Origin of the sequence: Paenibacillus sp. FSL R7-0272 (genome assembly GCF_037969905.1) — a bacterium.
Lineage (GTDB): Bacteria > Bacillota > Bacilli > Paenibacillales > Paenibacillaceae > Paenibacillus > Paenibacillus polysaccharolyticus.
On sequence record NZ_CP150221.1, the window covers coordinates 5,739,357 to 5,763,070 of the forward strand.

Consider the following 23,714-nt stretch of genomic DNA (forward strand, 5'->3'; position numbering starts at 1 on the left):
AGACAATCTACAAATAGTTCATCGGATTCACAGCTGTTCCGTTATCACGCACTTCAAAGTGCAAGTGAGGCCCAGTTGAGTTCCCTGTATTGCCAGACTCGGCAATCGTATCGCCTTTATTTACCGTATCTCCCTTGCTGACCTTGAATCCACCTTCACGCAAATGGCCGTACAATGACCACAGACCTCCGCCATGATCAATAATAACCGTGTAACCATAGCCACTATACCATTCAGCCATAATGACAATCCCGCCGGAAGCCGCATGAACGGATGTGCCTACTGGAACGGCAAAATCGACACCTGCATGCAGTTTGCCTACTTCCCCTGTAATCGGGTGAATTCGCGGACCGAACGGTGAAGAAATGCGTCCACCAGACACCGGTCTTGCAAAAATACCGCTACCTGACGAATAAGTTACCTCACTGTTACCGCTTGAACTTACACGTGTTGGCGCCTTGGCTGCTGCTTTGGCACGTGCCGCAGCTTGGGCCCGAGCTTTGGCTGCCGCTGCGGCCTGTTGCTCACGCAATTTATTTTTCTCCTGTAACAGAGCTGAGCGTTTGCCAGCAATCTGCATCAACACCGCTTCCTGCTCAGCCGTCAACTCTTCGGATTGTTCAATTTTAGCATCATATGAAGCCAGAAGCACTTGCTTTTCCTTTTCTTTCTCGTTCAGCTGCGACTTGCGCTGTTTCTTCTGTGAATACAGGCTTTTAGCTTCTGCATATTGCCGATCCAAATCTGCCTTTTTATCCACTACAAGCTGCTTGTCCTTTTTATGCTCATCCAGCAGATGCTGATCCTGATCCACAATCGTTTTAAGCGAGTCGGCGCGGGTCAGAAAATCGGTAAAGCTGGTGGAGGACAACAGGACATCAAGATAAGATACTGCCCCATCTGTGTACATCAGGCGCACACGAGATTCCAGCAGTTTTTCTCTTGCAACGATCCGTTCTTCTGCCGCTTGCAGATCTTTTTTCGTTGTACGGAGATCTTCCTCCGTATTCTCAATCTGCAATGATACACTCGCCAGCTCATCACTTACGACATTAATCTGTTCCAGAACAACCTTCAGATAATCATTGGTTTTATTTTTGTAATGCTGGGCTTCCTTTTTGTTGGCCGCAGCTTTCTTTTGCTCCTGCTTGGCAGAAGCTGCCTTGCTCTCCAATTGTTTAATCTGCTGGTCAATATCGCTGATGCTATTCTTGGCATATCCGTCAGAAGGTTGAAACGTCATACCGGCCAGTAACATAAAGGCCAGCAGCGAAGCGGTTTTTTTCAAAATGATGATCCCCCATCCTATGAATTCACAAGAAAGCAACCTGCACAGGTGGTGAACAGCATGTTCTTTGCTTTCTTTCATCAAAACAACAGTTGCGTCTTTCCTACATATCGTCAAACAGCGTTCAATAATGAACCTGTTTTGCCATTCTTTTCGACATTTTCTACACTTTGAGCGACTTGCGAATGGACAGTGTACTGCCCAAAATGCCTACGAGCACACCAAGCCCAATCAGTAACGTTCCCATCAGTGGCCAGATTTCGCTGAGTGGAATTAGATTCAGCATCTGCATGAAGACATCCTGACCAATCGTTGACATCAGTTGACTGTATCCGAAGAACAGAACCGCGACCGTGATAACGGAACCGATTAGTCCAATTAACGCCCCTTCAATAAAGAAAGGCCAGCGGATAAAAGTGTTGGTTGCACCCACCAGTTTCATAATGCCAATCTCCCGGCGGCGCGCCAGAATCGTTACGCGAATCGTATTCGAGATCAGGAACATCGACATCAGGCCCAGTCCCCCTACAAAAATAAATCCGATATTACGAACAAGCTTCGTAAATTTGAATAACACATCTACCGTTTCCTTGCCGTAGTTCACTTTCATGATCGGCTTCTCGGCATGTTTCTCGTTCAATGCTTCAATCTTCTGCGCGACAAAATTGACCGTTTCCGGTTCAATTACTTTAACTTCAATCGTATCTGGCAATGGATTGTTATCTACATCGAAACCACCGAGAACATTATCCGCATTTTCACCTAGACGTTCACGAAATTCTTTTAATCCCTCATCCTTCGGAACAATTCGAATCTCGCTGACTTCAGGCATGGCACTGATCTCCTGACCAATGACATTGCGCAGGTTCTCGTCCACATTCAGCTCCAGAAACGTACTGATCTCTACCTGGCTGTCTACCTGATTGGCCATAGAGTTCACGTTAAGCACAAGCAACATAAACACGCCAAGAATAAACAGAGAGACGATAATCGACATGACGGAGGCCACTGACATCCAGCCATTGCGGAATACGTTCTTGAAGCCCTCCCGCAGATGTCGCAAGAGAGTACTAAAATTCATAACCGTATTCCCCTCTCATCTGATCCCGTACAATCTGTCCGCGTTCAATGGCGATAACCCGTTTACGCATCGTATTAACAATATCTTTGTTGTGTGTTGCCATTACAATCGTTGTGCCCCGGAAATTGATCTCGTCCAGCAGTTGCATAATGCCCCATGACGTCTCCGGGTCCAGATTCCCTGTAGGCTCGTCCGCAATAATGACGGAAGGATTGTTCACGATCGCCCGTGCGATCGCAATCCGTTGCTGTTCCCCGCCGGAGAGTTGTGAAGGTTCGCGGTTGGCCTTGTTGCGTAATCCCACCAGATCGAGCACTTCCATAACCCTTTTCTTGATGTGACGCTTCGGCGCTTCAATAACTTCCATCGCAAATGCCACGTTCTCATATGCTGTCATCTTCGGTAACAGACGGAAATCCTGAAATACAACACCGATATTACGGCGCACATAAGGAATTTTTCGTGGTTTCAACTTGCCAATATTAAATCCGTTAATGGATATTTGCCCTTTGGTTGGCACTTCTTCTCTGTACATCAATTTCATGAATGTCGATTTGCCTGCACCGGATGGACCAACGATATAGACAAATTCATTGCGGTCGATCTTCACCGACACCCCTTGTAATGCGTGGGTACCATTGGCGTAGGTCTTCCACACGTCCTGCATTTCTATCACATCATCACTTCCTGCTCACATAGTTAGCCATTATGATTTCGACACAATCCCGGCATTTCCTTTAAAAAGGCCTGAAATTCATCAGGAAAAATCCATCCTGTCCCTCTTTTGCTGGTGAAGCATGGATTCATATGAAGTTTATTGTAACAAATTTGTTACCTATTGAGTACCCGAAAGTTTTCCACCCTTGGATCATATAGATAGAGAGTGTTACGAATTCCGGAACAACAGAAGCCAAAAGGAGCGTTTGGTTATGAAAAAAATACATGTAACGGTCATCGCCCTGTTCTCCCTGCTCTTGATCGGCTCCGCGTCCTATGGATTGCTCTATATGTACGTAAACCAGCCTACTTTGCCCAAAGGGGTACAGATTAGCGGCTGGGCCATCGATGGCAAACATCGCAAAGAGGTACTGGCAGAACTGCACACTCGCATTCAACAATTACAGGACTGGCCTGTCACACTGGAAGTGGCCGAACCAAACCCGATAACGATGTCACATACTGCCGCCGAACTAGGAGTGAGTTACAGTGCAGACAGCTTCAAGGCCGCAGTACAACAGCTGGATGAGGGGAACCTGTGGGAACGCGCGTATGCACGGTATCAATTTCCCCAGACCTTCTCTTTGGATATGAACTACAATGAACAAACCTTTCAACAATTGCTTAGCCCTGCCTGGGAAAAAGAAACCTTCGGTACGCCGACCGAAGCCGTCCGCCGCATCACCGCAAATGATCAAGTGCAGTACATTCCGGAGAAAAGCGTGCGCCGGATTGATTGGAAAACACTTAGCACCCTCATGCAGACCAAGTTGCACAGGGAGCTGAGCGATGTAATGGATGGAGGAAAACCAGAACCCATAGGGATTCTTATACCTCTTTACACCTTGAAACCCGAGGTAACGATCGATTCATTGAAAGATGAAGGCATTGAACGTAAAATCATTCAATTTTCCACAGGACTGGGAAACAGCAGTCAAGGTCGGATACATAACGTCAGCGCGGCTGCTCAGGCCATCAACGGGATGATTTTGCCGCCTGGAGGTGTGTTCGACTATGAAAAGGTAATTCGCAAAGCGGAGAAGGAATATGGTTTTCGGGAAGCACCGGTCATCGTGAACGGCAGGTTGATGCCCGGTATAGGGGGAGGAATCTGTCAGGTATCCAGCACTGTATATAATGCCGCTCTGCTAACGGGTCTGGATATTGTGGAACGGCGTAATCACTCGTTGCCCGTTAAATATATACCGAAAGGGTTAGATGCCACCTTTGCCTCGGGCGCCATTAACTTTCGTTTTCGAAACAGCACCGAGAAATCCCTGTTGATCCATGCCAAGGTGCAAGGCGGGCGCATGGTGGTGAAGTTTTTCGGCACATTCCCCGAGAACGTCAGTTATGCGCTGGAGTCTCGTACGATTGAAACGCTCAGTGTACCTGTAAAGTATGTATCCAGTAACGTGCTACCTGACGGTGCCCAGCAAGTGCTTCAGAATGGACAGCCCGGGTACATCGTTGAGACGGTACGTACGAAGCGAGTTGATGGCAAAGTCGTTGAAACCAAAACAATCTCACGCGATACCTACAAAGCACAAAGCCGTCTGATTGCCCGCTCAGGTCATATTAGCATGCCTGATCCACAGCAACCTTCCGTGGTGGAGGATGGCATTCGTGAGGGGAATCAGCCTTAAATTCAGGCGAAGATATATAAGTTGAAATACATGTTATTTACACGGAACACTCCAAGGACAGAATAACCTTTTGATCGCTGTTATCCCCGGATTTTTTGAGATTCCCTTTTCCAAAGGGGAAAATCCGGGGATAAAGGCGAACACTTCGTTTCTTCAGGTTTTTTCTGTCCTCTCCGTTATTGTGTAAATGAAAGTTCAACCTATATATTGAAGTAGGCAAATGTAAGCCTTAAAAACAACTAACGAATGATCCTTAAAAAGTAAAAATGCACCTGTCTCATACCCTTGTACGGGATATGAGACAGGTGCACTAGATTTACGGATTTGTAAAATCTGTTTATTGCATAAACTTTTGTTTCCTTAGCGCTTAAAGCTTGCAAAACGTTATAACTCAAGACTCACCGGATCTATACTTCATAATACACGGTCGGTGATGGCTTGGCTTCGTTCTCCTCTGCTTTAGTGCCCACCTGTATACTCGTGTTGCTCTTCTCCAACAACCATTTTCTCTTTCCCCATGAAGAAGGACGCGATCAGTGCAAGGGCTGCCGGAATAACAGCCCAGGCAAACAGCTGTACAATGGAAGAGGATAACGCATGTGTGATGGACTCCAGCACCTGTGGGGGAATCCCTTGACGCAGCTCTGGTGATAACAGTGCATGCGGATCAGTCAGATCCATCCCGGCAGGCAGACCACCTGCAGGCGCCCCAGCCGTTGCACCAGCTTCTCCAGCGGCACCAGCCATGCTGTCTGTCATTTTGCGCGTAAACACTTGACTCTGTACAATGCCAAAGATCGTGATGCCCATCGTCATGCCCAAGGAACGCAGAAAGTTCAGCGTTGAACTGGCGGCACCGCGTCTTTGCGGTTCGAAGGCATTCATAGCTGCATTACTAAGTACGGAGAAGGATGCACCGACACCAAGGCCAATCATGACCATGTATACCCGAATTGTCCATAGGGATGAACCTTCATCCAATGTCGTGAGCAACCCCAGACCCACTACAAGCAATGCCAGCGTTGGAATCATAATATTGCGGTATTTCGTTTTGGTCATGAGCACACCGCCCATAGAAGCCGTCACGACAGAACCTAGCATCATCGGCAACAACACAAGACCCGAGTTGGTCGCTTTGCCACCGAGTACGCCCTGGATGAAAATCGGGATATATACCGATGCCGTAATAAACGCAGCGCCACTGAACATGGCAATGACGTTACTTGACCAGTACACCCGCTTGCGGAACATACCGAATGAAATAATCGGCTCCTTGGCCTTCGTTTCTGCATACAAGAAAATCAACGCCAGCACGATAAATCCGGCAAACAGCCCCAAGATCTGTGCAGAGTCCCAAGCAAACGTCTTGCCACCCAGCTCCAGCGCAAAGATCAGGCAAACCACAGCACCGATAAGTGTAATGGCACCCAGCCAGTCAATCTGCTGTGACTGATGCTGGTGAGATTCCTTATAGAAAAATGCGATAAACAGAAATGCAATCAAACCGAGCGGCAGATTGATGTAAAACACCCATTCCCATGTGGCATACTCTGTAATGTACGCACCTAGCAACGGCCCGAAGACACTCGAAAGACCGAACACTGCTCCAAACAGACCACCCAACTTTCCCCGCGATTCAGGTGCAACAACGTCGAACATAATCGTGAACGCAATCGGCACCAGTGCTCCTGCACCAATCCCTTGAATTGCTCTGTACATCGTCAGTTCCACGATGGATGTCGCAGTTCCACACAAAGCGGAGCCAAGCATAAATACGATGATCCCGAAGACAAAAAACTTTTTACGTCCATACATATCCGACAGTTTACCGAAAATCGGCATACCTGCCATCTCAGCCACCATGTAGGCAGAAGTTACCCAGACGAACTTGTCGAGCCCGCCGAGCTTGCCCACAATATCCCCCATGGCCGTAGCCACAATGGTATTATCCATAGAGGCCATTAAGATGCTGAGCAGCAAACCTGCCAGCACAAATCCAATTTTATTGTTACGCGCAGCCATTGTTGTTAATCTCTCCATTCCCGTTCTATTCATATGACTGCATTAGTATATCCGAAAAGAAGTAACAAGCAATCAGTCCAAGGACCGATTGCTTTATGGCAAAACCTTCTACCTTGGGGGGATAACCATAAGTTCTACTTTTATAAGATTATACGAGCCGTCTCTTGCATCTTACCTCTTGGCTAAATTCGCTCGCTGTTGCCCACCTTCGCTTCCGGATCAACGGACAGTTCGCCAGAGTACTCCACAAACCGGATATTACAGCCGCGCCCAATATGGACTCGACTCCCTCGAACCGTATCCGCTTCGGTATCTTCCAGTACAATCTCATCGCCCTCGATCAGTTGAGCCCTGAACGATGGCGCACCGCCCAATCCGAGCGCTTTCCATAATCCGCTGCGTTCCTTGCGCCGAATATCGATACGCTCACCGCCTACTTCTCTTGCTGAAGAGGACGTGTATAAACGAATCTCTACACTGTCCGCATTAAGTAGTCCGCCCACTTTAATATTGCCCTGAACGTTGATCACTTCACCCTGCACATCTCCATCAATCGTTGCCATACCACCGATATCAATACGCTCACTGTCCACTCTACCGCGCACATTACACTTTCCGTTCACAGTAAACTCAGGCGTAGATAAGTCTCCATTAATCGTGGTCATGCCATCCACACGTACCCGATTGCTGACCAGTGGACCATTAATGGTACACATTCCATTAACCATCGTACTCTCGGCACGCGCCGCACCATGAACTCCCAATGTTCCATTGACATCTAGAGATTGGGTCCGCAGTTCTCCCTCCACTTTAGCCATTCCGTTGATCGTTGTGCTCTCGGAGACGAGAGAACCGTAGATTTTCAGCGTCCCGTTAACGCTTAGGGAGGAACAATCCAGATCACCATCCAGTTTAGCCATACCGTCAATATTCACTCGGTGATAAGAACCGCCTGTTGTTTTGCGAGAGCCTGTGACATTCAAATCATTTCTTAAGTGACGTTCTTCCATTCGTAAAATCCCCCTCAGCCCAATTTAAGTTTCAATTCTTCCATGAACGTTGCAAGCGGAATGCGAAGTACCACTTTTACCCCTTGATCAAAATAAAGTTCAGCTCCCGAGTTCACCACCATAAAGGCAGGTACGCCCATCTTGCGAATAAGCAGCAATTCACTAGCACGGTCACGAAACCGGTAATAGTGTTCAGACATTACATCAATCAGGAGTAACCCCTCCTGCTGAGTGATATCCCCGCTGAGAAGCAACTTTTCAAGCACATAAAGCATCATAATCTGTTCGAGACCATATAATGACTGCTGGCGACCAGCCTCGTTTAACAGATCAAGCGAAGCTAACGAAACAATGTTTCGATCCAGCAGTTGTTGGTCTGACATCTCCACCTCACCAAGTGTTGGCGAGAACACATCTGCCAGTTCATCCAGTGACAACCCGTCTTTCATATGAACAATCTTGTCGATCCGCTGTAAAATCTGCTGTTTAGGAAAAAATGTTTCCTGTCCCGTAAAAGAAGACTTTCGAATAAACCACTCCTCAGGAATCAGGTTTTTTCGTTTCCAGCGATATAATTGACCGTATGAAATGCCTGTCAGGTCAAGTAGCTCTTTTTTGGAGATCAAATCATCCGTCAATTTCAGGACCCCCTTTTCATTAAAGCCAGTGTAACAAAACATTGTTACGTTGTAAAGGTGCGAGGATCATATGTGATGAAATAATTGCCCAGATATCGAATACGTTTTACATCCTGTCATTGCGTTTACTTTATTTTGGGTATAACCTTGAATAGTAGCTGATATCATTCAGATTTCGTACCTTTTCCATTGCATATAAATATCCTTTTTAAACTTCCATCTATGAAAGGGGTTACTTTTTGGTATGGCACTCATTAAATGTGATTTCTACTCGGATGCCCTCGGATTAAGTACAAGCATGCATGTGATTCTGCCACAGCAGACCCACAATCAGATCGGAATGGAAAATGTCACTGGTTCTGGTCTGCACCCAACCCTGTATTTGCTTCACGGGATGTCAGACGATGACTCCATTTGGCTCCGCCGTACATCGATTGAACGTTATGTCGCTTCACTTGGCATTGCTGTCGTTATGCCGCAGGTTCATCGCAGCTTCTACACGGACATGGCAGAGGGAGGGCGTTACTGGACATTTATAAGCGAAGAACTGCCAGCACTTGCTCGTTCCTTCTTCCCGCTTTCAGCTAAACGCGAAGATAATTTTGTAGCAGGCCTATCTATGGGTGGATATGGCGCCTTCAAGCTGGCTTTACGCAAACCGGATCAGTACGCTGCGGCGGCAAGTCTTTCGGGCGCTCTAGATATGGCGGCTCATCTGAACAACGACGCCCCATCCGCCTTAAGGCAGGATGAACTGTTACGTATCTTCGGCCCGCAATTTGCAGGTTCAGAGAACGATCTAATCCATTTGCTTCAGGAAAGTAAACATAACACGGCCCCACGACCACTCCTCTATCAATGCTGTGGAACAGAGGATTTTCTGTATGAAGATAATCAGACGTTCCGCAAAGCCTGTGCCGACACAGACTTCAAGTTAACTTATGAGGAAGAGCCCGGGGAGCATGAATGGGGTTACTGGGACATGAAAATCCAGGATGTGCTGAAGTGGCTACCGCTGTCTAAAAGAAACTGAGGCATATAAGAGAGGCCTCCCTCTCCTGCATTAATTGCCCACTAAAAAAGCAGGCTTAAAGTGGACTGTGCCTCCTCGGTTACTATAACTAACCTGGAGGTACAGTTTATCTCAGCCTGCTTGTAATCATATTAGGTCACTCTCTTAATACGCCGCTTTTCCTTCTTCTGGTAGCAACGCTTTGATCCGAAAGGCCATCCGAAGACGTAACGTCTCCTCCGGGTCTTTCAAGCTACGACCAATAATCTCCTCGCATTTTTCCAGTCGATAAATTACAGTATTCCGGTGAATATAAAGCCGCTTTGCCGTCTCGGCAAGATGACAATGCGTTTCCAGATATACAGACAATGTATGAAGCAACATATGGTGATCCTTAAGTGTCTCATCTTCGAATCCTTGCATCGTATCCACATAAAATTTTCTCAGATGATCATGGGGGATCAAACGCAAAATTTCAGATACTTCCTTCGGCTGATACAATTCAATGAAGCGTGCTTTTCCAGATATACTCCCGAAATAGAGAGCTTCATTAGCCTCTTTAAAAGATAAAGGAATCTGGCTAAGTGGCTGGGCATAACTGCTAAGACCAAATGACAGCTCCGTTTCGTAATACATGGCAATTTTACGTTGCAAACGTTCCAGCAGCTCGATAAAGGAAGGTTTAATCATCTCCCACTCTTCAACCAGCGGCATGAGTAGCACATAGGATTGGTCATGGGTAAACAAATATACGGGATGGCGGAAGTGTGCTAGCTCCCCTTGAAGATGTTCGGCAATCTGATCCTGTTCTGCCTTGTATTGCATGAATGACGTTGCTCGACCCTTGCCATTCAGCTTGCCGACCACACAAAGGTATCGTTGATCGCTGGACAGTCCGAACTCCCTTGCCCGGTTTGCAATCTCCTCGTTGCTCGAGAAGACCCCTCCAATAAAGTTTGTAAAAAACTCATTCTGGATGCGGCGCCGATTCTGCTTCAATGCATTGTCCTTCATTAATTCAAACGCAATTACGTTCGTTGCCTGTTCAATGGTCAGAATGCTTGAACGTTCAGCAGGTGATATGAAACCGGTAATACACAGGAAATGCAGTTGCCTATGGGTGTATACAGGAAATAATGTTAACGTTTCACGTTCCTCACCTAACAAGGAAAATGCCGAGAACACGGAAGGCGCAACATGAATTTGACCGCCGCCAGATAATAACATCTCCAGTTGTACAGCCGTTTTAGCAGGAACTCGGCCGAAGATCGGCTGCAGATACGGCCCGAGCAGATAAACAGGAAATCGCAGTAAAGCAGATAATTGTTCAAGCAGCTTAGGTATACCTTGACCGCTCATAATTTGTTGAGTGAACTGGCGATGGGTCTGTATGGCATTATGCAACTCCGTTGTTCGTACATCAAGGATATGGCTTAGCGATTTGTTGACAATATCACCTAGCGAAGGATCAACAGGCAGTTCCACCAGAGGCAGATCCAACTCGTTTGCCAGCTGAACTGCGGATTCAGGAATGCTGCCGAGAAACCTTTTGCTTTTGATACCCAGCCCTGCACACTCCTGTTGCCCCATCTCACGAATCAGTTCAAGCAGAGCCGGCAGGTCATCCTTGAAGTGAAAAGCAGTCGTAATCAGTAACTCATTTCTTTTCAAGTACGGGATAATATCAGGAGCATCCATCATATTGACGGTATGGACCTCCCGATTCAAACCACCGCTTCCCCCTACCACGATTGTGCCGTTGAATACAGCCAGCTTCAGCAGGTCACTCATTTTCATCCTTCTCCACCCCTATAGTTAACATGCACAACGAATTCAGCTATTCTTCTACATTTTCGTGAATGATTTTTAACTTTTTTTATTTTACGATGAATTAAACGCAATGCCAAGTTAATTAATCTAACATCGGTCGGAAAGCTAGCGTTGCCGGAATGGGGGATACTGCACTTGATGATTGAACAACCAAAACCATCTGCCTTGTCTAAGCAGATCGAAGAGATGGTCGAATGGCTGGCTTCGTACGGAAAAGACAACAGCGGCGGCGTAACCCGTTTGCTCTATGACCCGGCTTGGAGCGCAGCTCAGAAGGCGATTCAAGCTAAAATAGAACAACTTGGTTTATCTGCACGCTATGACGATGCCGGCAATTTGTTTGGTCGGCTTTCTGGACGTGATCCTGAAGCAAACGTAGTGTTAACCGGATCTCATGTCGACACCGTGATCGGCGGTGGCAAGTATGACGGAGCCTATGGGATCATTGCAGCACTTATTGCTGTGGAACATTTGCTCACACATTATGGTCAGCCACTCAAACCTATCGAAGTGGTATCGTTGTGTGAAGAAGAAGGCAGTCGTTTCCCAATGACTTATTGGGGCTCAGGCAACATAACGGGAGTAAAAGAACGCGAGGCCGTTCACCACATCAACGATGTAAACGGAATTCCCTTCGAACAGGCGATGCACGAGGCAGGATTCGGACTCGGACTTCACGCGCAGCCAACACGCAAAGACCTGGAATGTTTTATTGAACTGCATATCGAACAAGGCCAAGTCCTTGAACGCGAAGAGAAATCGATCGGCGTCGTCACCCACATCGTGGGACAACGCCGCTATAACATTACGGTATACGGTGAAAGCAATCATGCCGGAACAACACCTATGCAGTGGCGTCGTGATGCGATGTTCACCTCAGCCGAGCTGATCCGAATATTGATGCATCGGGCCAAAGCCCATGAATCCGGACTTGTTGCCACCGTTGGACGTATGGAAGTTAAACCGAATGTAGGTAATGTCATTGCACGAGAGGTTACCTTTAGCCTGGATGTTCGTCACAGTGATGCGAAGATCATTGAGCAATTTTGCGAGGCATGCTTCAGTGAATTCGAGACTGTCGCCTCTGAACACGGAACAACGGTCGCTTGCCATAAGTGGATGGATGAACCTCCCGTTGCGATGGATTGCACGTTAAACCAGACAGCCGAGGAGATTTTAGAAAGCGAAGGTATTTCGTACAAAAGAATGACCAGCGGAGCAGGACATGACTCACAGATTTTCGGCACATATTGTCCAACAGGATTATTATTCGTACCAAGCCAGGGCGGCATTAGCCACTCCCCTGCTGAATTCACCCCTACGGAAGATTTACAGCGCGGAGTTCGCCTGTTAATCGACCTGTTATACAAGCTGGCATACTGAATGAACAACCAGAAACTAGGAGGCGATGACGAGATGACACAGTACCGGGAAATTCATGCACCTTTGAGAACTATTATGACCCCAGGACCAGTCGAGGTTGACCCGAGAGTTTTAAGAGCCATGGCAACACCCATTCTGGGTCAATTCGATCCGGAATTCACCCGAATGATGAACGAAACGATGGACATGTTGCGGCAGACATTCCAAACAAAGAACCAGTGGGCCTTTCCGGTTGATGGCACTTCACGTTCCGGTCTGGAAGCCGTGCTGTGCAGCCTGATCGAGCCAGGGGACAAAGTGCTTGTTCCTATCTTCGGACGCTTCGGACATTTGCTGACTGAAATTGCCGAACGTCACGGCGCAGAACTCCATCTCATGGAATGCCCATGGGGAGAAGTATTCGACCAACAAGCAGTAATTGATGAGGTAAAACGAGTTCAGCCGAAAATTTTAGCCATCGTACATGGCGAGACTTCAACAGGTTGCATGCAGCCACTGGACCAGATCGGTCCAGCTTGCCGGGAACTTGGTGTATTAACGGTCGTTGATGCTGTTGCTTCCATTGGCGGCGCTCCCGTCAAAGTAGATGAATGGCAACTCGATGCCGTGATTGGCGGTACCCAAAAGTGCATATCCGTCCCTTCTGGCATGGCTCCTATGACTTACAACGAGCGGGTAGAACGCATTCTGGCAAGTCGGAAAAAGGTAGAACGTGGCGTTGCACTTGAGAGTGATCGCCGGGATGTCGCACATCCAATCCGCAGTAATTACTTTGATCTGAGCCAGCTGCAAGATTACTGGGGGCCACGCCGGTTGAACCATCATACGGAGGCAACATCTATGCTTTACGCCCTGCGTGAAGGATTGCGCATTCTGCTGGAGGAAGGACTTGAAACACGCTTCGAACGTCATCGATTGCATGAAAAAGCACTGATGGCAGGTATACGCGGTATGGGTCTGGAGCTGTTCAACGATAAAGCATGGAAGCTTCCAGTCGTCACCTGTGTAAAAATTCCTGCAGGCATTGATGGCGAGTCTGTACGAACTACACTTCTGACCCAGTTCGGTATTGAGATCGCCAGCTCATTCGGACCGTTGCATGGGCAGATCTGGAGAATCGGCACCATGGGTTACAGTTGTCGGAAAGAAAACGTACTATTCGTCCTATCCGCACTAGAAGCTGTGTTAATTCGCCATAAAGCTCCGATTGTGATTGGACGCGGGGTGCAAGAGGCCCTCGACGTTTACGAGCAAGCAGAATAAAGCTATAGAGTAAAGCTCTGAGGGATTAAGATACATCATAGAAACAGGGCTGTTTTCCAATTAGGAACAAGGCTATTTTGCAATATTGAAAGGATTCCGGGAACTGCCGGAATCCTTTTGTACAATTCAGACTTCGTTAAGATACACCAACTGCATCATGGATTACCTGAATGCATGGGAAACATTTTCAACGAAGATCCACACGGAAGGTGACACATGCTTAAAATCAACTGGCTCCGCTCCGGTCTGGGCGGGCTGCAATGGCTGTTTTTCTTATTTACCAATACGGTAGTTATACCTATTACAGTCGGGGCGGCATTTGCATTGCCTCAGGAACGAATTCAATTTCTGATCCAGTGTTCATTCATTCTCACCGGAATCGCATGTGCTGTACAAGCATGGCTTGGACATCAAAGATCCGTCATGGAAGGACAGTCGGGGTTATGGTGGGGTGTCATCCTGAGTCTTAGCGCATCCGCCCCTTCCCTTGGTATATCCTTGACGGAACTCGGGGGTAGTCTCGCCGTCGGCATTTTGATCTCGGGTGTGATCACAATCCTGATTGGCTTATGCGGTCTGGCTACGCCTTTGTCAAAATTATTTACACCAGGGGTCATGGCTGTATTTATGTTCTTACTCGGTTGCCGACTGAATATCATTTTTCTCGAAGGTATGCTTGGTATTTCATCAGGTTCTTCCGATAAGCCGAACGTCATCCAACCTGCCGTTTTCTTACTGGCGGCAACCGTAGCTATTTTCGTTGCTGTCTTATCCATAAAAGCACGGACAGCCATAGCACAGTATGCTTTGCTGATTGGGATTTTGGGCGGCTGGGCATTACATGTATTTATCTTCGGCAGCTCTGGGGGAACATCCAACTCGGGAACACTTGATGCAGGCTTGTTTCCACTCGGGGAACCTACGGGCAGATTAAACGCTGGCGTAATCGCAATCGCCGTGATTGCCGGTTTAATCAACACTTCAAACACATTTGGTGCCCTGAAAGGTACGGACGCTATCTATGAGCACGAAGCGGCCAGCAGCCAGTATAAACGTTCTTTTACAATCAGCGGCATCCTTGCAGTGATATCGGGTGTGCTCGGACTCGTTCCATACGCTCCATATGTTAGTTCTGTCGGCTTTCTCCAACAAACCCGTATGCGAGAAAGACTTCCGTTTGTCATTGGTGGTCTGATGTTTGCGGCTATCGGCCTGATTCCAGCTGTCACCGGTTTACTGACACAACTTCCGCTCAGTATCGGAAGCGCTGTACTATTCGTGACATACCTTCGCCTGTTAGGTTCTTCACTCCAGTATTTCGGACAGCTTCATATGGATGCGGCAAACCTCTACCGGACGGCTGCGCCATTATTCATAGGTATTATCGTTATGGGATTACCGTCGGAGATTTTTACGACATTACCCCCATTGCTACGTCTACTTCTCGGAAACGGGCTTTTGGTAGGCATTTTACTGGCTTTGTTGTTGAACCAAGTCCACTCCCGTTCCTCCCTGAATGCACTAAGCCCTAGTATAAGAACGAAAGGGGAATAACTAATGAAACCTTCGAATCAGGAACAGACAGAAACATCTGCAACGAAAACGGGTCCAAAAGAAACAACCGATGCACTCCAGTCTAATCACCGGGGAGCATACGTTAATGCAGAAATCAGACTCCCAGCTAACCAAGCTGGCCCACTAAGTGGACTAACCTTTGCAGTCAAAGATGTTTTCAATATTCAGGGAGAAACAAGCGGAGCAGGCAATCCCGATTGGCTTCGCACACATGATCCTGCAACATCTACTGCCTCTGCATTGCTTACCCTACTGGATAATGGCGCAATTCTCGAAGGCACAACACAGACGGACGAACTGATGTACAGTCTGAATGGGGAAAATGCTCACTACGGTACACCAACCAATCCCCTCGCTTCGGATCGGATTCCAGGCGGTTCCTCGAGTGGGTCCGCCGTGGCAGCAGCAGCGGGGCTCGCCGATTTCACCGTCGGAACGGATACTGGCGGTTCTGTACGTATTCCATCTTCGTACTGTGGTCTGTACGGCTTCCGCCCAACGCATGGAGCTGTATCGACAGAAGGGGTCATTCCTCTTGCACATAGCTTTGATACAGTCGGCTGGATGAGTCAGGATGTAACTATTTTACGCAACGTAGGCAACGTGCTACTGAAAGAAAAGCTTCTTCTAAAGGACAACGGTTCGGATTCTTCATCTGAAATAGATATGAAGCCCTTCACTCATTTCTTCATAGCGACAGAAGCGTGGGAGTTGCCAAAAGCTGAAGATTGTTCGATCTTACTCTCAACATTACATGGAATTGAGGGTTGGCAGCTGGAAGGCTATCAATGCATTAATCTAACCGAACCCGGCGAGAGCTTGGCAGACTGGTCAGCGGCGTTCCGTGTTCTTCAAGGGCTGGAAATTGCGCACGAACACAGCGACTGGCTGACAAAAGAACGCCCGACATTTGGCCCAGGAATCGCAGAACGTTTTGAGTGGGCTTGCTCCCTTGAAAAGTCTGCTAGCGAGGCCGAAGTGAAGTTGCGCGCTCGCGTACGGCGTAACCTCGTTGACTTGTTAGGAGAAGAGGGTCTGCTTGCCATTCCAACCGCACCGGGCCCGGCTCCCCTTCTGGGATTGAAAGGTCCTGAAGCAGAAGCTTACCGTGCCAAAACAATGCAACTCTCCTGTATCGCCGGCCTTTCCGGCCTGCCCCAGGTTACAGTTCCAGTTCACCGTCTCGATGGACTGCCCCTCGGGTTATCTTTTATCGGTGGTACGAACACAGATCTTAGGTTATTGCATTGGACGGCAAAACAGTTTGCGGAAGAGGTGTGCCGATGAAACTTGTAACGATTGAAGATAAAGGGCGAGAACAAGTGGCATTTTGGACGGATCGAGGCATTACTCCACTGGCTTGGCTGAACGAGCAATTCGGCACAAGCTGGGATACAGATCTGTTTACTTTGCTGCAAAAAAATCAATTCACCGCACTACGTAACTGGTACTGCAATGAACACGGACAACTTGCTTCACTGGCTTCTCTGCCCGCCAGTGACGTATCCTATCGTGCGCTATATCGCCGTCCAGGGAAAATCATTGGTGTAGGCATGAACTATTGGGACAAAGCCATCGAACTATCTGGACGCCCACCCGAAGATGAACCTGTTATTTTTCTCAAACCTGATTCATCCCTGATCGGCTCCGGGGAAATGATTCGTCTGCCTGTTGGAGCGGGACAGATCACCGCTGAGGCAGAACTCGCGATTGTCATCGGACAAACATGCAAAGGCATTGGTGAGGAGCAGGCAATGGACGTTATAGCAGGTTACACGACCTCACTTGATATGACTGCCAAGGATATTCATGCCCGCAACCCCCGGTTTATGCAGCGTGCCAAAAGTTTTGACACATTCCTAAGCCTTGGCTCTTCTCTCTCAACGCCTGAAGAATACGAAAATTTGAACGAACTTGAGATTCAAACGGTGCACAATGGTCATGTTGCCCACAGCAATACCGTTAATCATATGATCTTTTCTCCTGCGTACCTGATTTCTTTTCTGTCGAACGTGATGACACTTCATCCGGGTGATGTCATCTTAACAGGCACCCCGGGATCAGTCACCATTCAACCAGGCGATGTGGTTAGCTGTCAGATTGATGGACTTCGGAAACTAGATAATAGGGTAGAGAGCGAAACCCGAACATTGTAAGATGTTTTGAACACAAAAATGCGTTTTTTACACCATTTTATCCTAACTTCACATAACACGTCATATTTTTTCATACAAATTCAACAGAAATTACGAGAACAATCTACGTTTTTGTCAATGAATTGTACAAACAAGATGATAAAATAAGAGATACAAAGAACAAGTAAGGATACATAACATTATTAAGTTATTTTATCTTACATGTTTTATATCATCTGTGGTGTGCAGACAGGAATGGATGGAACGACTCGTTAATTCAGAGATCAACCAGCCTTGCGGCACCCCATATCAAAGAGGAGTGGGGCAGATATGTCAACGAATTTGGCAGGACAAGTACTGAAACAGACGCAGCTACACGAAGAAATCAGCATCGACGACTCCTTAAAACCGAAACAGGAGAGCGAGAGAACAATCGGATCAGTACCCTACATGTTCATGTGGATCGGGGATGGCGTGAACCTCGGTAACATGACCCTCGGAGCGAGCCTCATTGTTGCTGGTGTCGCCACGCTCAATGTGTTTCAGACATTTGTAGCTGCGATGATTGCCATTGGTATTATTTCCGTGATCTTTGCGATCAATGACCGGTTTGGTTATCGAACAGGCATCCCCTATGTTGTTCAACTGCGAATGTCCTTTGGCATCAAAGGATCGATCATCTCCTCATTTTTACGTGGTGTGCCCGCCATCGTGTGGTACGGCTTCCAGAGCTGAGTCGGAGCAACGGCTTTGAATGAAATTGTCAAAGTATTAAGCGGTGGCAGCTTAGACAGCATTCCTGTTTGTTTTATCTTGCTACAGGCCGTTCAGATTGTCCTGTCACTTTATGGCTTTCACGCAATCAAGTGGGTTGAAACTCTCGCTTCCGTCGTTATTATGCTTGCACTCGTCTATGTATTCACCTTATTACTTAACTCCCACAGCACAGCCATTACCGAAAATTGGGTGAATGCCAAAGGGACATGGGGACTTCCATTCTTTGCTTTCATCATGGTATTCCTTGGAAACTACGCAGCCATCTTCCTAAGCGCAGGTGATTATTCTCGTGAGCTGAAGAGCGGCATGAGTGACAAAAAGCGTAGTATGCTCTACTTCTTCCCGATCGTTATCGCTTATGGATTCGTTCTGACGATCGGTGCAATGATGGCGGCAGCAACAGGCATCTCTAATCCAGTCAAGGCCTTTGCTGTTATTGTGGACAACCCATACATCACCGTATTCGTCTCAGCCTTCATCGTTATTGGTGCAGTTGCCGTTAATATGGTCGCTAACATCGTACCACCCGCTTACGTCATCTCGCTTGTTACCAAGCTTAAATACAAAGCATCTGTTGTCATCACCGGCTTGCTCGCCCTCTGTTCGTTCCCATGGGTACTCGTACAGGATTCCTCGGCTCAAGGTTTGAATACATTTATTCTGATCTATTCCGCATTCCTGGGCCCCATTGTAGCGATCATGCTAGTCGAATATTACATCTTGCGAAAACAAAAGGTCGATACAGCAGAGTTATATCTGGATAACGGCTCCTTCAAAGGGTATAACCCAAGCGCCTTGTTAGCTATGCTCATCGGAGCTGGAGCAGCCTTCCTGCTCGTTGACATCGGCTGGATTATCGGCTTCATTACCGCAGGTCTATCCTATCTGCTACTCAGCAAGTTCGCCTTTAAGGGTTCCTCATTCAAGAAAGGTACCATCTACGAATAAATGAGCCTGACTTAACTGCCAGAGCCAACCCATTTAAACATCAATAAAAAGAGAGAGGGATGAATATGGAACATTATGATCTGATCATACGTGGCGGAAGCGTGGTGTTGCCAGACGGTGTCGCACAAGTCGATATCGGCGTGAAAGATGGCAAGATTGCGGCGATTACCGCCACACTTGAGGGCGAAGTTACACATGAGTGGAATGCCACTGGACAGCATGTACTTCCAGGCATGATTGATGTACACGTGCATTTCAGTGAACCAGGAAGGGAGCACTGGGAAGGATTCACTACCGGATCAGCGATGATGGCCGCAGGTGGCTGCACGACCTTTTTCGATATGCCGCTAAACGGAATCCCCTCGACAGTTACGGAAGAAGCACTGCTGGAGAAAGCACGCATCGGCAATGAAAAATCACTCGTCGATTTCAGCCTCTGGGGCGGACTCGTTCCTGGCAACGAAGATGACTTGCAGCCATTAGCCGAGTCTGGTGTCATTGGGTTTAAAGCCTTCTTGTCGACCACAGGTAATAAAGAGTTCGAAGCGGTAGACGACATGACACTGCTGACGGGCATGAAAAAGATTGCAGCTCTCGGCAAAATTCTGGCTCTGCACTCGGAAAGCGCGGCAATAACGAACTGGCTGAAAGCTGAAAAGGAAGCGGCAGGACTCGTCAGCGCCGATGATTATCTGGAGACAAGGCCCATCCTCGCGGAAGTCGAAGCGGTTGAACGCGCACTCTACTACTCCGAAATTACAGGCTGCGCCCTGCATTTTGTTCATATCAGTTCCGCAGCAGCCGTGGCTAAAATTGAGGCGGCAAAAGCCCGTGGTATGAATGTCACGGTAGAAACTTGCGCACATTACCTGCTCTTTAACCACGATAGCCTGCGTGAAAAAGGGACTATCGCCAAATGTGCCCCTCCCCTGCGTGAGGCGGATGAACAACAGCGACTGATCTCCCTCCTGGCAGAAGGTAAATTCGATATGCTATCTTCCGATCATTCACCGTGCCCTTACGAGATGAAAGATCCGAAAGATTATAATCTCTTTCAGGCATGGGGCGGAATCAGTGGTGGACAATTCACACTACTCTCTGCTCTGGAACTTGCATTAGCCCACAACATTCCACTAGAGCACGTCGCTGCTTGGACAGCTTCGAATCCGGCAACACGTTTTGAACTTGCAGATCGTAAGGGCAGTATCGCCATCGGAATGGATGCAGACCTTGCCATCGTAAATCTGAATAAAGCATTCACCGTGACGGAAGAGAATTATTACGCCAAGCATAAACAGAGCCTCTATATCGGGCATACTTTCCCGTCGAGTCTGGCAGGTACAATCGTCCGCGGACATATCGTTGTGCAGGATGGCAAGGTGCTACCTTCTGTAAACGAAGGTAGCTGGCAGAGGCCATAAGGCAGTAGGAAACCTAAAAAAGAAGCATGTCCGAGAGTACATCTCTTGAACATGCTTCTTTTAGTTCCCATTGATCACAATCAGTAACATCCTATCCCATTCAGATCATCGTCAGATCTTCACTGAGTACTGCCCCTAGGTGTTAACCCCGATTCTCGATCCATTGCTCCGTCTGTCCCAGCAGCTTCTCACTACGAGAAATAGCTTCCGCGACCTGATTAGACGCTGTTCCACCGTATACGTTACGAGCGTTAACTACTGCTTCAGGCTGTAACACAGCATAGATCCGATCATCGAACAGCGGTGAAAATTGTTTGAATTCATCAATCGTCAGATCAAGCAAATATTTGCCGTTCTGGATGCAGTACAATACCGTTTTACCAATCACCTCATGCGCTTGACGGAAAGGCAGACCCTCACCGACGAGGAAATCCGCAATATCCGTTGCATTGGAGAAGTCCTGGTTTACCGCTTGACGCATACGATCCTTGTTTACTTTCATCGTAGCGATCATTGGAGCAAACAACTGAAGCGCCCCTTCAAGTGTTGCTACCGTATCAAACATACCTTCTTTGTCTTCCTGCATATCCTTGTTGTAAGCCAGCGGAAGAGATTTCAGCACGGTCAGCAATCCGATCAGATTACCGTATACACGTCCTGTTTTCCCACGAACGAGTTCGGGAACATCGGGATTTTTCTTTTGCGGCATAATGCTACTGCCTGTGCAGAACGCATCATCCAGCTCTACAAAACCAAACTCCGTGCTGCTCCACAGCACCAGCTCTTCACTCAGACGGGACAAGTGAGTCATGATCAGGGAAGCGGCTGCCAGAAACTCCACGATAAAGTCACGGTCACTTACCGCGTCCAGACTGTTCTCATATACTCCATCAAAACCAAGCTGTTCTGCTACAAAATGACGATCAATCGGGAACGTTGTGCCCGCAAGTGCCCCTGCACCAAGTGGCAGTACATTAATCCGTTTGTAGCTGTCCATCAGACGCTCCGCATCACGCTGGAACATCGATACATAGGCCATCAAGTGGTGTGCAAACAAAATCGGCTGAGCACGTTGTAAATGGGTATAACCCGGTACAATCGTATCCAGATTGTCTTTAGCCTGTCCGATTAGCGCTTCCTGCAAAGCATGTAACATGCCAACAAAACCTACGACACGTTCACGCAGATACAAGTGCATATCGGTTGCCACCTGGTCATTCCGGCTACGACCTGTATGCAGTTTACCGCCGACAGGGCCAATCGTTTCAATCAGATTTTTCTCAATATTCATGTGGATGTCTTCATCTGATACGGAGAATTCCACTTCACCTGCACGGATTTTATGCAAAACGGTAATCAGGCCTTCTTTGATCGTTTCCACATCTTCAGCCGGCAAAATACCGCATTTGCCCAGCATCGTCACATGGGCCAAACTGCCTTGAATATCTTCTTCCGCCAATGCTTTGTCAAAATTGATGGATGCGGTGTATTCTTCAACCAGATGGTTGGTTTGCTTCGTAAAACGTCCTCCCCACAGCTTGCTCACAGTGAGTATCCCCTTTCGCTCATGGACAAAGCCGCCCCTGCCAGAATGTGCAAGAACGGCCCGCCTTGTCAGTAATTATGATGTAGCGTGATACACACGCCGTGAATTATTTTTTGTTTTGCTCCACACCGGAATGTACTTTCAAACGCAGTGCGTTCAGGCGGATAAAGCCTGTTGCATCACCTTGGTCATAAGCTTCAGATGGATCAGCTTCCATGGTAGCAATGTCCGGATTGTACAGGCTGACAGGGCTTTTCACGCCTGCGCCAATCACATTTCCTTTGTACAGTTTCACACGAACCGTACCGGTTACGTTCTTCTGGCTTTCCGTTACCAGAGCTTGCAATGCCAGACGTTCCGGTGCGAACCAGAACCCGTTATATACGAGCGTGCTGTAACGTGTAATCAAGCTGTCACGCAGGTTCATCACTTCACGATCCATCGTAATGGATTCCATTTTGCGATGTGCCGTGAACAGGATCGTTCCACCCGGTGTTTCGTATACGCCACGGCTCTTCATGCCGACAAAACGGTTCTCTACCATATCTACACGTCCAATACCGTGTTTGCCGCCCAGTTCATTCAGTTGCTCCATCACTTGCAGCGGGCTCAGACGCTCGCCGTTCAGGGCAACACAGTCACCTTGTTCAAACTCCAGTTCGAGGTACTCCGGTTGGTCCGGTGCATCCTCAGGTGCGCTGCTCAGCAGGAACATATCTTTGTTCTCATCCGCGCTCGGATCGAACCAAGGATCTTCAAGCACACCGCTCTCATAGCTGATATGTAGCAGGTTGCGGTCTGTGGAGTAAGGTTTCGCCGCAGAAGCGGTAACCGGAATGCCATGTTTTTCAGCGTAAGCGATCATTTCTGCACGTCCCGGGAACTGATTGCGGAACTCTTCCAGACGCCAAGGCGCGATCACTTGAATGTCCGGTGTCAGTGCAGCTGCGTTCAACTCAAAACGAACCTGGTCATTTCCTTTACCCGTAGCGCCGTGAGCAATTGCTGTAGCGCCTTCTGCACGCGCGATATCCACCATACGTTTAGCAATAAGCGGACGCGCGATACTTGTACCGAGCAGGTATTGACCTTCATAAAGGGCACCTGCCTGGAACATGGGATAGATGAAATCTTTCGCGAATTCGTCGCGCAGATCATCGATGTATACTTTGGAAGCGCCCGTAGCGAGTGCTTTTTCTTCGAGTCCGTCGAGTTCATCCTTCTGACCGATATCCGCGGTAAACGCGATAATCTCTGCATCATACGTTTCTTTCAACCATTTCAAAATTACAGATGTGTCTAGTCCGCCGGAATAGGCGAGTACGATTTTTTCCTTAGCCATGTGATATGGTCCTCCCCAAGATCAATTACTATATTGCATCTATCATCGCCAAATTGGCGTGTAAAATCAAGCCATTGCCG

At 47.9% G+C, this 23,714-nt stretch carries 17 protein-coding genes and 1 pseudogene; 9 read left to right on the plus strand and 9 right to left on the minus strand.

Features of this window, described 5'->3' with window-relative positions; all coding sequences use genetic code 11:
• Window positions 1–7 precede the first annotated feature (7 nt).
• From MKY23_RS25305 to ftsE, 3 genes are all read right to left on the minus strand, one after another.
• Window positions 8–1,288 carry a peptidoglycan DD-metalloendopeptidase family protein gene (locus tag MKY23_RS25305; RefSeq protein WP_339833028.1) on the minus strand — a complete coding sequence of 427 codons (1,281 nt, stop codon included), beginning with the start codon at window positions 1,286–1,288 and terminating at the stop codon, window positions 8–10.
• Between the two features lie 163 nt (window positions 1,289–1,451).
• Window positions 1,452–2,369, minus strand: a complete 918-nt coding sequence (ftsX, locus tag MKY23_RS25310; protein WP_090922996.1) for a permease-like cell division protein FtsX — start codon at window positions 2,367–2,369, stop codon at window positions 1,452–1,454.
• Window positions 2,359–3,045: a cell division ATP-binding protein FtsE gene (ftsE, locus tag MKY23_RS25315; RefSeq protein ID WP_090922994.1), complete on the minus strand. Its 687-nt coding sequence runs from the start codon at window positions 3,043–3,045 to the stop codon at window positions 2,359–2,361. Before ftsE ends, ftsX begins: the two co-directional genes overlap by 11 nt.
• A 253-nt stretch (window positions 3,046–3,298) precedes the next feature.
• Here ftsE and MKY23_RS25320 point away from each other — a divergent pair, with 253 nt between their 5' ends.
• The gene (locus MKY23_RS25320) at window positions 3,299–4,732 is read left to right on the plus strand and encodes a VanW family protein (RefSeq protein ID WP_339833032.1); all 1,434 of its coding nucleotides are present in this window, start codon (window positions 3,299–3,301) and stop codon (window positions 4,730–4,732) included.
• Between the two features lie 459 nt (window positions 4,733–5,191).
• Here MKY23_RS25320 and MKY23_RS25325 read toward each other — a convergent pair whose 3' ends face one another.
• From MKY23_RS25325 to MKY23_RS25335, 3 genes are all read right to left on the minus strand, one after another.
• The gene (locus tag MKY23_RS25325; protein ID WP_339839702.1) at window positions 5,192–6,754 is read right to left on the minus strand and encodes an MDR family MFS transporter; all 1,563 of its coding nucleotides are present in this window, start codon (window positions 6,752–6,754) and stop codon (window positions 5,192–5,194) included.
• 182 nt (window positions 6,755–6,936) lie between these two features.
• Window positions 6,937–7,764, minus strand: coding sequence for a polymer-forming cytoskeletal protein (locus tag MKY23_RS25330; RefSeq protein WP_090922989.1), 828 nt, complete (start codon window positions 7,762–7,764; stop codon window positions 6,937–6,939).
• 14 nt (window positions 7,765–7,778) lie between these two features.
• Window positions 7,779–8,402 (minus strand): YhbD family protein, encoded by a 624-nt coding sequence (locus MKY23_RS25335; RefSeq protein ID WP_090922987.1) that lies wholly within the window; start codon window positions 8,400–8,402, stop codon window positions 7,779–7,781.
• 244 nt (window positions 8,403–8,646) lie between these two features.
• On the opposite strand from MKY23_RS25335, the gene MKY23_RS25340 reads away from it, so the two are divergent.
• Complete coding sequence (locus MKY23_RS25340) at window positions 8,647–9,435, plus strand: alpha/beta hydrolase family protein (RefSeq protein ID WP_339833035.1); 789 nt, start codon at window positions 8,647–8,649, stop codon at window positions 9,433–9,435.
• 144 nt (window positions 9,436–9,579) lie between these two features.
• On the opposite strand, the gene MKY23_RS25345 is transcribed toward MKY23_RS25340, so the two are convergent.
• Window positions 9,580–11,211: a PucR family transcriptional regulator gene (locus tag MKY23_RS25345; RefSeq protein WP_339833037.1), complete on the minus strand. Its 1,632-nt coding sequence runs from the start codon at window positions 11,209–11,211 to the stop codon at window positions 9,580–9,582.
• Between the two features lie 171 nt (window positions 11,212–11,382).
• Between MKY23_RS25345 and allC the strand changes: the two genes are divergently transcribed.
• The 7 genes and pseudogenes from allC to MKY23_RS25380 all read left to right on the plus strand — a co-directional run bounded on the left by allC (window position 11,383) and on the right by MKY23_RS25380 (window position 20,746).
• Window positions 11,383–12,627: an allantoate deiminase gene (gene allC, locus MKY23_RS25350; RefSeq protein ID WP_339833039.1), complete on the plus strand. Its 1,245-nt coding sequence runs from the start codon at window positions 11,383–11,385 to the stop codon at window positions 12,625–12,627.
• 33 nt (window positions 12,628–12,660) lie between these two features.
• A complete protein-coding gene (locus tag MKY23_RS25355) occupies window positions 12,661–13,890 on the plus strand; it encodes an alanine--glyoxylate aminotransferase family protein (protein ID WP_339833041.1) in 1,230 nt (409 codons plus the stop codon).
• 216 nt (window positions 13,891–14,106) lie between these two features.
• Window positions 14,107–15,444, plus strand: coding sequence for a uracil/xanthine transporter (locus MKY23_RS25360; protein ID WP_339833043.1), 1,338 nt, complete (start codon window positions 14,107–14,109; stop codon window positions 15,442–15,444).
• A gap of 3 nt (window positions 15,445–15,447) precedes the next feature.
• Window positions 15,448–16,752, plus strand: a complete 1,305-nt coding sequence (locus tag MKY23_RS25365; RefSeq protein ID WP_339833045.1) for an amidase — start codon at window positions 15,448–15,450, stop codon at window positions 16,750–16,752.
• Window positions 16,749–17,621 carry a fumarylacetoacetate hydrolase family protein gene (locus MKY23_RS25370; RefSeq protein WP_339833048.1) on the plus strand — a complete coding sequence of 291 codons (873 nt, stop codon included), beginning with the start codon at window positions 16,749–16,751 and terminating at the stop codon, window positions 17,619–17,621. The genes MKY23_RS25365 and MKY23_RS25370 overlap by 4 nt, the downstream gene beginning before the upstream one ends.
• Before the next feature lie 309 nt (window positions 17,622–17,930).
• Window positions 17,931–19,325 (plus strand): annotated as a pseudogene (locus MKY23_RS25375) (NCS1 family transporter).
• A gap of 65 nt (window positions 19,326–19,390) precedes the next feature.
• The gene (locus tag MKY23_RS25380) at window positions 19,391–20,746 is read left to right on the plus strand and encodes an allantoinase (protein ID WP_339833050.1); all 1,356 of its coding nucleotides are present in this window, start codon (window positions 19,391–19,393) and stop codon (window positions 20,744–20,746) included.
• A gap of 142 nt (window positions 20,747–20,888) precedes the next feature.
• Here MKY23_RS25380 and argH read toward each other — a convergent pair whose 3' ends face one another.
• Both argH and MKY23_RS25390 read right to left on the minus strand, forming a co-directional pair.
• On the minus strand, window positions 20,889–22,292 hold the full coding sequence (argH, locus tag MKY23_RS25385; RefSeq protein ID WP_090922970.1) for an argininosuccinate lyase: 1,404 nt from the start codon (window positions 22,290–22,292) through the stop codon (window positions 20,889–20,891).
• A 106-nt stretch (window positions 22,293–22,398) separates the two neighbouring features.
• Window positions 22,399–23,634, minus strand: coding sequence for an argininosuccinate synthase (locus tag MKY23_RS25390; RefSeq protein WP_090922968.1), 1,236 nt, complete (start codon window positions 23,632–23,634; stop codon window positions 22,399–22,401).
• Between the last annotated feature and the right edge of the window lie 80 nt (window positions 23,635–23,714).

What these genes read in the sequence shown, in the direction of transcription:
- ftsX (WP_090922996.1), bottom strand. Translation starts at nt 2,369, where the DNA reads ATGAATTTTAGTACTCTCTTGCGACATCTGCGGGAGGGCTTCAAGAAC.
- MKY23_RS25320 (WP_339833032.1), top strand. Translation starts at nt 3,299, where the DNA reads ATGAAAAAAATACATGTAACGGTCATCGCCCTGTTCTCCCTGCTCTTG.
- MKY23_RS25325 (WP_339839702.1), bottom strand. Translation starts at nt 6,754, where the DNA reads ATGGCTGCGCGTAACAATAAAATTGGATTTGTGCTGGCAGGTTTGCTG.
- MKY23_RS25330 (WP_090922989.1), bottom strand. Translation starts at nt 7,764, where the DNA reads ATGGAAGAACGTCACTTAAGAAATGATTTGAATGTCACAGGCTCTCGC.
- MKY23_RS25340 (WP_339833035.1), top strand. Translation starts at nt 8,647, where the DNA reads ATGGCACTCATTAAATGTGATTTCTACTCGGATGCCCTCGGATTAAGT.
- MKY23_RS25345 (WP_339833037.1), bottom strand. Translation starts at nt 11,211, where the DNA reads ATGAAAATGAGTGACCTGCTGAAGCTGGCTGTATTCAACGGCACAATC.
- allC (WP_339833039.1), top strand. Translation starts at nt 11,383, where the DNA reads ATGATTGAACAACCAAAACCATCTGCCTTGTCTAAGCAGATCGAAGAG.
- MKY23_RS25355 (WP_339833041.1), top strand. Translation starts at nt 12,661, where the DNA reads ATGACACAGTACCGGGAAATTCATGCACCTTTGAGAACTATTATGACC.
- MKY23_RS25360 (WP_339833043.1), top strand. Translation starts at nt 14,107, where the DNA reads ATGCTTAAAATCAACTGGCTCCGCTCCGGTCTGGGCGGGCTGCAATGG.
- MKY23_RS25365 (WP_339833045.1), top strand. Translation starts at nt 15,448, where the DNA reads ATGAAACCTTCGAATCAGGAACAGACAGAAACATCTGCAACGAAAACG.
- MKY23_RS25370 (WP_339833048.1), top strand. Translation starts at nt 16,749, where the DNA reads ATGAAACTTGTAACGATTGAAGATAAAGGGCGAGAACAAGTGGCATTT.
- MKY23_RS25380 (WP_339833050.1), top strand. Translation starts at nt 19,391, where the DNA reads ATGGAACATTATGATCTGATCATACGTGGCGGAAGCGTGGTGTTGCCA.
- MKY23_RS25390 (WP_090922968.1), bottom strand. Translation starts at nt 23,634, where the DNA reads ATGGCTAAGGAAAAAATCGTACTCGCCTATTCCGGCGGACTAGACACA.